Source organism: Paenibacillus sp. sgz302148 (genome assembly GCF_056120465.1).
Window position 1 is genome coordinate 12896 of the sequence record NZ_JBVYOJ010000014.1, and the last position, 13262, is coordinate 26157.

Consider the following 13262-nt stretch of genomic DNA (forward strand, 5'->3'; position numbering starts at 1 on the left):
TGCCTATCTGCCTTGCGCCTTATCGCCCCTTAATGTCATACAAGTGCTTGAGGCATGAGCAACGTGTTTACCGTCCTCGTCAGTTATATCACATTGGATGAACCCAATGGTCTGTCCTCGCTTATACAGCGTAGCATGGGCTTTTATTTTGGCGTTCCACACAGGTCTAAAAAAGTTTACTTTCATCTCGATTGTGGTGAAGGTTTCGTCTTCTTGCAAGGTAGAGCCGTAAGCAATGCCCATGGCCATGTCGGCGAGAATGCCGATAATGCCGCCGTTACATGTGCCTTGCGGATTCGCGTGTTGTTCCGAAGCCTGCATTTCATACGTGGCGTCGCCCTCTTCTACGCTAATGAGCTTCAGTCCCATAAGGCGCTCAACGGGGGATTGTTCCAATTCTCCGTTCAGCACTTTCCGATAATGCTCAAGAATGGTCATTTTGCATATTCACCTGCTACTTTCCTTTGTCTCTGAATCAAATTATTCATCACCAGCGCGAAGATCACGATGAGGATCCCCGCCAACTGCAACCTTCCGATTTCAACGCCCTGGAGTGCGCTGATCGTGACTGTCGTCACAGGGACGATGTTCATAAACAGCATGCCGTTCTCCGGCTTCAAGATTTTATTGCCGACGTTCCAAGTGAACACGGCAAGTACTCCTGCGATCAGGATCATATACAGCAATTCCGACCCTGCGCTTCCGATCCTCTCCGCGCTTGGCATCGTCAAGGCTCCGAAAACCGTTGCCGACAGCACGACTAGAATATTCATCAAGGAACCGAAGCATGTTGTCAAAGCGGTATAGCGAAGCGGCGACCAGCCTGAAAATCGACTGCCTCCCATCGTATAAACGACCCAGCATAAAGCGCCGAGCATAATCAGCAAACCGGCGGCAACATGATCTTTGGCCTGAACGATTAGTAAGGGATCTCCATTCGTTATGACCAGCAGTGCGCCTGAAAGCGCAATGAAAATTGAAATAAAAGTAGATCGTTTAGGTTTTCTTTTATTCACAGCCCAATTTACGCATGTCGTCACTAGCGGCATCAACGCCATGATAACGGAGGCAATGATTGCGCCTGACGGTCCGCTGAGCTGTTGTCCGACAAAGGTAAGAAAGCCGAATCCCGAAAACCCTGCAGCGCCAAAAAATAATAACTTCCACGACTCCCCCTCCAATCGGAGAGCGTTCTTCCCTTCGAAAACGATCAATATTCCCAGTAGAATAAGGCCAGCCGCTATGTAGCGAATCGTTGTGAAATAGAACGGATCGAGAACCGTCAAAGCAACTTGCATGACGGGAAACATGCCTCCCCATGCCAGCACAGGAATCAAACAAGAGATGATACCCGTTAGTAAAGTGTTTCTGTTCATATCCAAAACCTCCTTTTTCCCATCATAAACGAAGGTGAACAGAACAGATCGAATGGACCAGAACAGAAGGCTGTAGTTTCCTGTATAATAGAGACACACGCACAAGTGCGTAATTGAGGGATACTGGGCATGGGGGCAAAACGTGAAAAAAACTGTTCTATCAAGTGGACATGCAGGCAAACTGTTTGAGCAAGTCTATGACTATCTTCTGGACCGGATCCGTCGCGGAGAATGGAAGCCACACGAGAAGCTACCCTCTATCCGCTCGCTGGCGTTGGAATTCAATGTGCATCGACTAACGGTCTTTAAAGCTTATCAGTTGCTTAAGGAAAACAGGATCGTTGAAGCGAAGGACAAATCCGGCTATTATGTGAGACCGGACGGCAGTCTGCCTGCGGATTCGCTGCATAATCCGATCGTTTCCGCTTACGTGCATGAAAGCCATCTTTCTGAAATCCATCAGGTGCAAGCCGAATATGTACTATCAAAATCGCTGCTCGACCCGAACCTGCTCCCGAATCTTTATTTTTCGGAATATGTGAAGCAAGTGTTCGATTTGTATCCCAAAATGCTCGGCACCTACTTTACCGCGCAAGGAGACCAGGAGCTTCGGAATGCGTTGTGCCGTTACTTTACCGATTGTCACCGGTTTCACTTATCTGCAGACGAATTATTGATAACTTGCGGCTCGCAGGGGGCCATGGATTTGGTGGCCAGAGCGCTGGTCAAGCCGAGAGATGCCGTTATGATGGAGCGCCCTACCTACAGCACGGCGATTGACATTTTCAGAAGACAAGGCGCAGTTATTGTTCCGGTCGAGATCCATCCGTACGGCTACGATCTGGAACAGGTGGAGAAGCTGATGCAAACCTACAAGCCGCGGCTGTTCTATCTAAATCCCACCTTTCAAAGTCCAACAGGCTATGTCGTACCCGCCGAACAGCGGAAAAGGCTCGTTGAGCTTGCCGAGCGGTATCAATGTCTGCTGCTGGAGGACGATCCTTACCGCGACATTTATTTCGGCGAAGAGCCGCCACTGCCTCTTTTTGCTTACGATACGGCAGGATGGGTCATTTATCTTCGCAGCTTCAGCAAATATATCGCTCCCGGCCTCGGCATCGCCATCGTTGCGTGCCGCCCTTCCATCATGAACTACTTGACAAAAGCCAAATCGTTGTCGGACAGCGGGACGCCCTTGGTAAGTCAAAAAATTTTCCTGCATTATTTTTTCTCCGAGCGGCTGCAGCAGCATGTAGAGAAGCTTCGCATTGCACTTGCGGTCCGCAAGGACATCGTAGAACATGAATTGTCCGCTACCGACTGGCAGTGGAACTCCCCTGCAGGCGGATTCAACTTATGGGTGAAGCTGCCGGAGACGGTGAAGATCGAACGTTTGCTTAGTACATGCATCAAGCAATCCATCACCTTTGTGCCCGGAGCGATTTGCGATCCGCTCAAGGAGTATAAATCGTGGGTTCGCCTCAGCTACTCTTATTTGAATGAGCAGCTATTGAAAGAAGGCGTTCGGAGGCTTATCGAATTGGCAGACGAGGGAATGTTGAATTAGATTCGGGCTTATCAAACATGAAATAGCTCCCCTCACAGTAGCAGGCTTTTTATTCACCTGTCTACCGTATGGGGAGCATATCACTTCTTAGACTGCCGCTGTGATCGGATACTTTATGTATCTTGGAATTCCGACTCGAACCGTTCCTTAACGGAATCGTTGCTGCCTTGTATCGAACTTCGGATTTCTCGATATTCCCTTACTGTGTTACGAATAGCGGTTACATCGGATTGAGCGGCAAAGTCATCCACCTGATCGATGACGGAGAGCGTCAATGCTTCATAAGCGCTTGTGAAGCTGGAATTTATGTCTGAAGTCATCCGATAATCCTCATAGTAACGCTTAAAGCGCTCGATGAGTGATTCACCTTCATGCTGATCCATAATATCCTCCCATTCATCCAGAAACACTAGTTGTATATAGTATTACCGTATACAAGTTATCCCAGACGAAAATCGATAAAAAGTTTTCCATCTCTCGCATTACTTGGATCGTATGAACCCGTGTCCAGGAATTCAACCCGTCAGTCAGTTCTCGAGACGCTGCTTAACAAACCGCGCGGTATAGGAGCCTTCGGCGTGCTGTACCTGCTCCGGCGTCCCTTCCGCTACAATGCGTCCCCCGGCTTTACCTCCCTCCGGTCCGAAATCGATGATCCAGTCAGCGGCGCAAATGACATCGAGATGATGCTCGATGACGATCACCGTATGTCCTGCTTCGACTAGCCTGTGCAAAAATGCGGTCAACCGCTCGACATCAGCCGGATGCAGCCCCGTCGTCGGTTCGTCCAACAGAAAAAGCGCGTGGCCGCCGCTGCTTTTGGCCAGCTCCCGGGACAGCTTCATCCGCTGCGCTTCGCCTCCGGACAACGTGCTTGTCGGCTGACCGAGCTTGACGTAGCCCAATCCGACCTCGACGAGCAGCTCCAGCTTGCTCTTGATGTCTTTGTGCTCATCGAACAAAGGCATACATTCCTCTACCGTGCGATCCAGCACATTCGATATGCTGTGTCCACGATAGCTTACCTCAAGTACTTCTTTGCGGAACCGTTTGCCTCCGCATACCGGACAAGGCACATCGACATCGGGCAGAAAATGCATGTCCATTTGCAAGACGCCAAGTCCCTTGCATTTCTCGCATCGGCCTCCGGGCGTATTGAAGGAGAAATGTCTGGATGTCAGTTTCTTTCGCTTCGATTCGGGCAAACCCGCGTACAAATTGCGTATAGAAGTGAACAAATCGGTGTACGTCGCGATATTGGAGCGGGATATTTTGCCGACAGGCTCCTGATGCACCGTGATCAACTTGCGGATCTGCTCGAGCCCGCTCACTCGCCCGGTATTGTCGCGTTCGGAAATCGCCCGTTCCACGACATCGAATAAAAAAGTTGACTTGCCCGAGCCCGATACGCCGGTAATAGCGACCAAGCGATGCAGCGGGATCGAGACGGACACCTGTTTCAGGTTGTGCTCCGTCGCGTCCCGGACGACGAGCCTGCCGCCTTCTCCCGTTCTTCTTGGGCGGACGGGAAACGGGGCCGATATCAAATAAGGTCCGGTCACCGACGAACCGTTCCGGCGAATATCGTCCGGCGTCCCTTCGCCTACGATACAGCCGCCTTCCCTGCCCGCTTTCGGCCCCATGTCAATAATATGGTCGGCCTGCACCATCACGTCGGTGTCGTGCTCGATGAGCAGCACCGTATTGCCCAGGTCACGAAGCCGCTTCAAGGCGCGGAGCAGTTGAAGCGAATCCCTCGGATGAAGGCCGGTCGTCGGCTCATCCAAAATATACAGCACGCCGGTCAAGCCGGAGCCTAGCAGCGAAGCGATGCGCAGCCGTTGCGCTTCACCGCCCGACAACGAAACGGCCGACCGGGACAGCGTCAAATACGGCAGACCGATCTCGAGCAGCCGCCGGATTCGCTCCTGCAAATCCTGCAAAATCGGATGAAGGATTGCCCTAGCCTCGGTTCTTACGACGGTTTGGAGCGGCTGCAGCCAGTCGTACAGCTCGTCGAGCGCATAGTCGGCGATGTCGACGATGGACGCCTGCTGCAGCGTCACCTGGCGGCTTTCTTTGCGCAGCCGCGTACCGCCGCAGTCGGAGCATCGCTCCGTCGCGAAGTGGCGGCTCCACTTTTTGTGCCCTTCTTCGTCGCTCAAGCTTTCGTTATATTTTTTATAAAACGTTGTTACGATGCCTTCGAACTTTCCTTTACCTACCGCTTTAGGCGGCTTTCGGCCGGGAAACAAAGCTTGAAACCTCTCGCTCGACACACCGTCGAATAGCAGTGCGCGCTGCGCTTCATTATAATGCTTGATGGGGAGTTCCGGGTCAAATGTGAAGCCGTAATGATTCGCCGCCAATTGCAGCGACTCCGTATAATAAGGCAGCATGAAGCTGTCGGTATCCCACAGCTTAACCCCGCCTTGGCTAACGCTAAGCTCCTCGTCGATAATTTCCTCCATCCGCAGTTGGCTCGTAAACCCTAGCCCTGAGCAGGAGGGGCAAGCTCCTTGCATTTTATTGAAGGAGAAATGGGCCATCGTCAGCTCCGGAAGCCGGTGGCCGCAGGACGGACATTCAACCTTCTGCCCTTCCATGCTTTCCTCTTCCACGAAATTCTCGCTTTCCTTTTCCGCCGCTGTGCCGTTTTGCGGCTCAAATACCGGCTTCACCGTATAGCCGCAGGAAGGACACGGGCGTTCGCCCAGCCTTGCGAAAAGCACCCTCAAGTATGTGTAAATTTCCGTTACTGTTCCGACCGTGGAGCGCGGGTTCCGATTATTGTTATGCTGCCCGATGCTGATGGACGGCGACAATCCGGTTATCGAGTCGACGTTCGGCTTGCTGATGTAGTCGGTTACCATGCCCATCGATTCCATGTACTGGCGCTGGCATTCTTTTTGCAGCGTATGCATCGCGAGAGACGATTTGCCCGAGCCGGATAAGCCGGTTAGCACGACGAGCTTGTATTTCGGGATGCGCAGCGAAATATTTTGCAAATTATGCTCTCGGGCGCCTATTATTTCAATAAAATCGTTCCGTTCCTTTCCGTATCCGCTCATATCTTCGACTCCTTGTCATCGTATTGGAAGCAAGCTGTGCAAGCGCAAAGCCGCGTAATTTAAAATCCGGCTCTGGCTTTGTATTAGTTTAACATCCAATACATGACAACTACTGTCATATTCAATTACTGCACTATCGAGTATGCTTGAAAAAACAAAAACTGCCGCAAATGCGACAGTTTACGAATTTTATACTTTTACAACCCCGCTTGCTTAGCTTCAGCATCCAACTTCTCAATGAAGCTTGCTCCCGCCATGTTCATCCAAGTTTCCTTGTACGTATTCCACTCTTCGTCATAATTTTGCGAATCAATGACGAGCTTCGTCAACGCTTGGCCGGTAAAATCAAACAGCTGCTTGTATAAATCAAGTGCATCGGTGCTCAAGTCCAGGAATCGGAGCGGATCGGGACCTGGTTTGCCGTAAGCATCGAAGCCTGAAGCCTTATCGATCTTGTTCGTTTCGTCTTCCTCATTCGCCGGCAGAATAGAGGTCGATAATCCGATTATTGACGCAGCCGTATCGACATCGCTCAGCTTCTTCCCTTCCGGCAGCAAGCTGACGTTTTTGCCGCCTTCGACTTTATAATGAACGCCTTCCACCCCTTGAGTAAACAGCTTCACGCCTTCCTCCGACAGCAAGTAGTCGAGTAGCTCCAATGCTTTCTGCTGCCTGGCTTCGCTCGACTTCGAATTAATGGAGTACGCCCCCCACCAATTTGGATTGCCGTCGATCCGTTCGGTTCCGTCCGGACCTTGAATCAGGTGCGGGATGTAGTTGACCATCGACGTCGGATCCTTATCTGGGTAAGCCTTTCTGAAATTGTTCAACATGCCGCTGTAGCCGCTGTTCACATAGATAATGCCCACTTTGCCTGTAACGAACTTCTCGACCTTTTGCTCTTGCTTGATCAGCATGAACTCGGGATCCATTATTTTTTCGTCGTATAGCTTTTTTACGTAACGCAGTGCGTTTTTCATTTCGTCGGATACAACCTCTGGCGTCCATACGCCGTTAATGTTGCGAGCGCGCATCAAGCTTGCGTTAAAGGAGTTGATCAGCGGGTACAAGTCCTGCAAATTCTCCGCGGCCCCCAGACCGTACGTATCCGCCTTGCCATTGCTGTCCGGGTCATCGTTCGTAAAAGCGCGAGCGACTTGGTAGAAATCTTCGGTCGTCTTCGGTATGTCCAATTTTAACCTGTCAAGCCAGTCCTTGCGGATATACCAGGCTCCTCCGTTCTGCGTTTCCTTATCGGAGTTCTGCAGGTAGAGAGAATAGTGCTTGCCTCCGCTTGCCTTCTTCTCGCCTTCGAAGATGCTGAGCCGTTTCGCCAGATTCGGATATTTGTCGGTATAATCGCTCATAGGCAACAGCATGCCTTCTTTAATCCATTTCTTATATACGCCTAAATATTCGCCCATGAACATGCCGACGCTATAGTTGAAGAAAAGATCAGGCAGTTCCCCCGACGCCATCATAATATTCAAGTTCTGATCGTAGTCGTCCCATGCCGAGGTTTGGATCTTCAGCTTTATGTTCAATTTCTTCTGCAGTTCCTTGTAGATCGGGGAATCGTTTTTTAGCGTGAACCCGCCCGGCATCAAGATCGATACTTCCACCGGTTCGCCCGACGCTCCGCTCGCGTCCTCACTTGACGAGCCTTTATCCGAACAGCCAAGCGCGGTTAGCGTAAGCAGGACGACGACAAGCAAACTGACCCAGATCCGTTTGATATTCGATTTCATTGCTGTTTCCACCACAGAACACCCCTTATGTGATATCAGTACTGAATACGACGCTGACTAGCTTTTTACCGCGCCGATCATCATGCCTTTGACAAAATGCCGTTGAATAAACGGATATACCGCGATAATCGGTACGATCGATACGATCATCACCGCGTTTTTGATTGTTTTATCCAGCATCAGCTTGTTTGCCAAGCCCGCTTCGATAAGCTTCTTGTTGTTCTGGACAAGAATGTCACGCAGCACCATGGCAAGCGGCCATTGATTCTTGTCGTGAATGAACAACGTCGGCGTCATCCAGTTGTTCCATTGCCCGACTGCGATGAATAATCCCATTGTCGCAAGCACTGGACCGGATAGCGGCAATATAATCGTAAACAATATGCGTGTATAACCGGCTCCATCCAAATAAGCCGACTCTTCCATGTCGATAGGCAGCGTCTGCATGAACGTCTTGATGACAATCAAGTTGAACACGCCTACTGCGGAAGGAACGATCATGACGAGCAGATTGTTGACCAGTCCCAGCTCCTTGACCAGCATGTAGAACGGGATCAATCCTCCGCTGACGAACATCGTTATGATCATGAACATAAAGATGGAGCTGCGGAAAGGCAAGTCGGTTTTGGTCAGTGCGTAAGCGGCCATCGAAGTAAGCAGCAGCTGGTAGACGACAGCCGCAATCGTGATGATGACCGAGATCAGGAAGCCTTTCATAATAAATTCCGACTGGAATACAAACTGGTATGCTTCAAAAGTGATTTGCTTCGGGAACAAGTTGAACGTACTTCGAATCGCTTCCGAATAAGGCATTAAAGATCCGACAAGGACATACCAGAACGGATACAGGGTGACGACGGCTAAACAGCATAAGAAGAAGCCATTTGCGATATCGAACACCATGCCTCCGCTAGAGGACATAGGGCGGTGTCGTTTCATGTGCATATTCATGGTTACCTCCGATGAAGTTTTGCCGTTGCGTCAATATATGTTTTGACCGTTGACACGTTTGGCGATGCTGTTGGCGATCACCAGCAGCATCAAATTAATAACGTTGAGGAAAAGTCCTACCGCCGTCCCCATGCTGTACCTTCCTTCGGTAATCCCGACCCGGAACACATACGTGTCGATGATATCTCCGCTGTCGTATACGAGCGGGTTGTACAAGTTGAATACTTGGTCGAAACCGCCGCCCGACATCAGACTACCCACGTTCAAGATCAACAGCATTGTAATGACCGGCGCAAGCGAAGGCAGCGTAATATGGAGCATCTGCTGCAGCCGGTTGGCCCCGTCGACTTTTGCCGCTTCGTACATCTCGGGGGAGATGCCCGCAATCGCCGCAAGAAAGATAATCGTACCCCAGCCGATCTCCTTCCAGATCGAGGACAAGATCAGTATCGGCCGGAACAGCCCGTTCTGCGACAGGAATTGCACCTTATCCCCGCCGAAAAATGCGACAATGGCATTGACGAGACCGTCGTCTGACAAAATCGCGAACATGATGCCCGAGATGGTGACCCACGAAATAAAGTGCGGCAAATAAACGATGGTCTGGATCGTCCGCTTCATGAACGTACGCCGCACTTCGTTCAGCAGCAAGGCTAGTATGATCGGCGCCGGAAACTCCGTTACAAGCCGCAGCAGGCTAATTTCCACCGAGTTGCGCAGCACCTGCCAAAATTTCTGCAATGCGAACAGCTTTTCGAAATTGTCGAAGCCTACCCACGGACTGCCCATAATCCCTTTTGAAATCCAGAAGTCCTTGAAAGCGATAACGATGCCGTACATCGGCCCATAGCTAAATACGGCGATCGTAAGCAGCGTCGGCAGCAGCATGACGTATAATGCGCGGTAACGCCACAGCCTTTTTTTCAAGCTGGGTCCATCTCGATAGCCGCTCTTTCTTCTTCGAAATGTATTCGTTTTCAACATAACTCTTTTCTCTGCAGCTTCCATCGTCTCCCCCTTGTCGTATGCCCTGGATGAAATCTCTTTCATTGTAAACAGGCTCGAATCGGTGAGCCATGGCGTTACATTAGGGGGAGTTGTCGTTTTATTAGAGAAGTGATCGGAATTACGGATTGCGGCGAAAATCTACGGGGGAGACGCCCATATGCTTCTTGAACAGCTTGCTGAAATGAAAGTAATCGTCGTAGCCGACGGCGCTGCTGATTTCGTGAAGAGGAAGATCATCTTGCTTGAGCAGCTCCGCCGCGTTGCGCAGCCGCGTCTCGACCAAATGCTGCTTGAACGACTTGCCCGTCTCTTGTTTGAACAATTGGCTCAAGTAGTTGGCGTTGATATAATGCTTGTCGGCAATCGCCGACAAGCTCAGACGTTCCCGGTAATTCCGTTCGATCTCCCGAATGACGCCAACGATAAGTGAATGATTGGGCGCCGACGCCGACGCCCCGCGTTCGCGCGTTTCCTGCCTGACATGCGCAGACAATGCCCGGAGCATGCTGTCCGCATCCGGGTAAGCGACGCTCAGATCGTCGCCGGCGCTGTCTTCCGCATCGTCCTCTTTCAGCCAGCCGTCAAGCCGGCTCTTGCGGCGCACGGCCTCGTTATAAAGCTGTGCCAGATCCGGCAGCGTCAGCTTGTTCTTCACTCGGCAGCTCGCGACGCGGCTGATAATTTCGCCCAGCGCCTCGCTTGTAGCAGCTTGACGGATGAGCTCCAGCCAAGCGGATGCCCAGCCCCCTGGGCGGAATCCGCCGACAAATACGCCAGCCACTCCCGTTACCCAGCTATTGCGAACAAGCGTATCCGCTTCGCGGAAATACGCTTTGAGCTGTCCCAGATCGGAGAACGGCTGGCTGATGCCGAAGCTCACCCGGCCCGTCTTCGCCAGCTCGCGCAGCTCACGCCAGGCTAAGGTCAGCCGTCCAGCGCTCAGCTCGTCATAGTGGATCAGCGCAAGCCACTTGCCCGCGCCCATGCGTGCGGGCAAACAGACCGCCTGCATCATACCGAAGGCGATCTGCTCCACCGCATGAATAAGAAGCTTATTGACACGCTCGGACGCGCCTTCTTCCGCTTGGGCGACGATGAATCGATAGTGGGTTCCGTTCGAACGGAAATCCCGTTCATTCGATAATTTTGCCGCCATCCAGGCATGGGGCCGATTGGCATCAAGCAGCTCCAGGAAAAGCTGCGTATTGTGCAGCAGCTCCCATTCCACACGCTGCCGTTCGGTTTGCTCGAGGCGGTCGTACGCTTTCTCCAGCGTGGCTTCCAACGTTTCGGGGCGAACCGGCTTGAGCAAATAATCAAACGCACCAAGCCGGATCGCCTCTGTCGCATAAGCAAATTCCCCGTATGCGCTAATGAAAACGAACATCAAATGCGGCTTCTCTGTTTTCCACTTCGTCATGAGTTCCATACCCGTTACTTCCGGCATCCGGATATCGCAAATGACTAGCTCGGGATTATGCTTCTTCAGCATCTTCTCCGCCATAGTATGGTCGGTCGCGCAGCCCGTTACCGTAAATCCGAGTCTTTCCCAATCGATGATCGTAGTCAAATCTTTAAGCACCCAAGGCTCGTCGTCAATCAGCAGAACTTTGTACATCGTTACTCTCCTTTAATCCCGGATAAACCGCCGTCACCGCAGTTCCGCGGCCCTGCCAACTTATCAGCTTCAAGCCAAACGGATCCCCGCAAAATAGTTGCAGCCTCTTCTGAATATTCCACAACCCGATACCGCTGCCCGAGCCCTCGGATTCAACCGGGCCGCCTCCGCTGTGCGACAAGTCGAGCATGCTCTGCAGCTGCTTTAGTCGATCGGGAGGCATTCCGATACCGTTATCGAGCACCCGGACAGTAAGCACGCCGTCCTCCTCGCAGACGGTCATTCGGATCAGCCCCTTTTTCTCGCTTCGACTGAAGCCGTATACTACGGCATTCTCAATGATTGGCTGAAGCGTTAGCTTCAATATCAAGCGATGCCGCAAATGTTCGGGAACGATCAGCTTCAGCTCGATCTCCTTGCCTAACCGAAGCCGGTAGATCGCCAAATATTGCTCCACGAAGTTAATTTCCTCGGCAAGAGGAACAAATTCGTCATTTCGGGTAATGTACCGGAAATAAGCGGCTAAATGATCGACGATTTCATTCACCTTCCGCTTCTCCCCGGTCAGCGCCATGCCGCGGATCGCACTCAGCGTATTGAACAAGAAATGAGCGTTGATTTGCCCTTGCAGACCGCTCAGCTGAAATTGCTTCTTCTCCAGTTTGATCTCAAACACTTGCTGTTGAGTGGATAACAAACGCTTCGTCAATCCGTCGATTTCGTCCACCATGTAGTTAAAGTGATCGGCAATTTCCGTTATTTCATTCTTTTTTTCAAATCTCAACCTGGAGGAGAAATCGCCTCGGGCCACTCGTCCGAATGCGTTCGCCAGCTTGATGATCGGTGCTGTCATCGACCAGTTCAGCGCCAGCGTCGTGCCAACGACGATGACGAACAGGATCAGAATGACAGCCGGTAAAATATATTTTAAAAAATCTGCGTCCTTGTACAGTTGATCTTTATCGATCAACGCCACGAGCCGCCAACCGACCTTATTGACGGAGCTCGATTTTACGAGATAGGTATCATTTTCATCTTTAGGTTTCTCGCTTTGCTCTTCTTGCCTGGCCGGAAGCAACTCGGACAACGGAGCTTCAAACTCAGGGCGCGTCGAGGTCATGACTCGATTGTCACCGTCCACGATCATCAGGACCGACTTGCTCGTCAGCTCGCTTTCCGCGACGATTTTGCGGATGTATTCCATGTCCAGTACGAGCACACCCGTAAAAATCGACTGCATGTATTGCTGTTCCTCGACGGAGCGGATTTGCCGAAAGGCCATATATTCATTCAACGTGGAGCCAAGATGCGTGAACGACCCCGAGAAGAACAACTGCCCGGAGAGGAGCTTGTCCTTCGGCATCGCATGCAAATAATCCAGCATCGACGGCTTCAACGAGTAACCGTTCGTGTTGTACATCCGGCCGTCGGGATCGACGACAACGATGTCTTTAACCGACGGATTCATTTTGAGAAACGGCGACAGCCGGGTCTTCAGCTTCTTGAACTGATTCACATAATCGGCGTCGCTGTGAGACCCTGGGTTGTCTTTCCGATCGAGAACCGAGTTCTGAAGCTCGCTATTGTAGAACGTGACTTTGGACAAATGATCGATTGCATCGAAATATTCCTCCAACCGTCCGTTCACTTGGTTAAACAGCATATCCACCGTCTCGGACATCCCTTTTTTCAGCGAATCGACATACAGAACGTAAGCGATAGATACGATCACGACGACCGGAATGATGGAAATGCAGACGTTTACAGCGATCATTTGGAACCTCATACTCGATTTGCCGCGACGGAACAATCTGTTTAATGTCGTCCATCTGATCATCTAACCCACTCGCTCCTTTTATTAGTGATCCTTTGTCTACACACTCGCATGAATATAAAGAGAAACGGCTATCGCCATTAGCTCGG

Annotated in this window: 10 protein-coding genes; 1 reads left to right on the forward strand and 9 read right to left on the reverse strand. The window is 51.3% G+C overall.

All coding sequences use genetic code 11. From position 1 onward, the window contains the following. Positions 1 to 3: 3 nt before the first annotated feature. Entirely contained in the window at positions 4 to 438 is a 435-nt protein-coding gene (locus AC0LWM_RS20480; protein WP_474676846.1) for a PaaI family thioesterase, read from the reverse strand. Next, entirely contained in the window at positions 435 to 1376 is a 942-nt protein-coding gene (locus AC0LWM_RS20485) for a DMT family transporter (protein WP_474676847.1), read from the reverse strand. The genes AC0LWM_RS20480 and AC0LWM_RS20485 overlap by 4 nt, the downstream gene beginning before the upstream one ends. A 142-nt stretch (positions 1377 to 1518) precedes the next feature. Here AC0LWM_RS20485 and AC0LWM_RS20490 point away from each other — a divergent pair, with 142 nt between their 5' ends. Next, entirely contained in the window at positions 1519 to 2943 is a 1425-nt protein-coding gene (locus AC0LWM_RS20490) for an aminotransferase-like domain-containing protein (protein ID WP_474676848.1), read from the forward strand. A gap of 113 nt (positions 2944 to 3056) precedes the next feature. On the opposite strand, the gene AC0LWM_RS20495 is transcribed toward AC0LWM_RS20490, so the two are convergent. From AC0LWM_RS20495 to AC0LWM_RS20525, 7 genes are all read right to left on the reverse strand, one after another. Next, the gene (locus AC0LWM_RS20495) at positions 3057 to 3326 is read right to left on the reverse strand and encodes a hypothetical protein (protein ID WP_474676849.1); all 270 of its coding nucleotides are present in this window, start codon (positions 3324 to 3326) and stop codon (positions 3057 to 3059) included. A gap of 144 nt (positions 3327 to 3470) precedes the next feature. Next, the gene (uvrA, locus tag AC0LWM_RS20500) at positions 3471 to 6014 is read right to left on the reverse strand and encodes an excinuclease ABC subunit UvrA (RefSeq protein WP_474676850.1); all 2544 of its coding nucleotides are present in this window, start codon (positions 6012 to 6014) and stop codon (positions 3471 to 3473) included. Between the two features lie 197 nt (positions 6015 to 6211). Continuing rightward, positions 6212 to 7762: an extracellular solute-binding protein gene (locus AC0LWM_RS20505; RefSeq protein ID WP_474676851.1), complete on the reverse strand. Its 1551-nt coding sequence runs from the start codon at positions 7760 to 7762 to the stop codon at positions 6212 to 6214. Positions 7763 to 7819: 57 nt separating this feature from the next. Then, on the reverse strand, positions 7820 to 8713 hold the full coding sequence (locus AC0LWM_RS20510; protein ID WP_474676852.1) for a carbohydrate ABC transporter permease: 894 nt from the start codon (positions 8711 to 8713) through the stop codon (positions 7820 to 7822). Positions 8714 to 8743: 30 nt separating this feature from the next. After that, positions 8744 to 9640, reverse strand: a complete 897-nt coding sequence (locus AC0LWM_RS20515; RefSeq protein WP_474676853.1) for an ABC transporter permease — start codon at positions 9638 to 9640, stop codon at positions 8744 to 8746. Positions 9641 to 9839: 199 nt separating this feature from the next. Then, complete coding sequence (locus AC0LWM_RS20520) at positions 9840 to 11339, reverse strand: response regulator transcription factor (RefSeq protein ID WP_474676854.1); 1500 nt, start codon at positions 11337 to 11339, stop codon at positions 9840 to 9842. Beyond that, positions 11317 to 13176: a cache domain-containing sensor histidine kinase gene (locus AC0LWM_RS20525; protein WP_474676855.1), complete on the reverse strand. Its 1860-nt coding sequence runs from the start codon at positions 13174 to 13176 to the stop codon at positions 11317 to 11319. Before AC0LWM_RS20525 ends, AC0LWM_RS20520 begins: the two co-directional genes overlap by 23 nt. Positions 13177 to 13262 lie beyond the last annotated feature (86 nt).

What these genes read in the sequence shown, in the direction of transcription:
- AC0LWM_RS20525 (WP_474676855.1), bottom strand. Translation starts at nt 13,176, where the DNA reads ATGATCAGATGGACGACATTAAACAGATTGTTCCGTCGCGGCAAATCG.
- AC0LWM_RS20480 (WP_474676846.1), bottom strand. Translation starts at nt 438, where the DNA reads ATGACCATTCTTGAGCATTATCGGAAAGTGCTGAACGGAGAATTGGAA.
- uvrA (WP_474676850.1), bottom strand. Translation starts at nt 6,014, where the DNA reads ATGAGCGGATACGGAAAGGAACGGAACGATTTTATTGAAATAATAGGC.
- AC0LWM_RS20520 (WP_474676854.1), bottom strand. Translation starts at nt 11,339, where the DNA reads ATGTACAAAGTTCTGCTGATTGACGACGAGCCTTGGGTGCTTAAAGAT.
- AC0LWM_RS20485 (WP_474676847.1), bottom strand. Translation starts at nt 1,376, where the DNA reads ATGAACAGAAACACTTTACTAACGGGTATCATCTCTTGTTTGATTCCT.
- AC0LWM_RS20510 (WP_474676852.1), bottom strand. Translation starts at nt 8,713, where the DNA reads ATGAATATGCACATGAAACGACACCGCCCTATGTCCTCTAGCGGAGGC.
- AC0LWM_RS20495 (WP_474676849.1), bottom strand. Translation starts at nt 3,326, where the DNA reads ATGGATCAGCATGAAGGTGAATCACTCATCGAGCGCTTTAAGCGTTAC.
- AC0LWM_RS20505 (WP_474676851.1), bottom strand. Translation starts at nt 7,762, where the DNA reads ATGAAATCGAATATCAAACGGATCTGGGTCAGTTTGCTTGTCGTCGTC.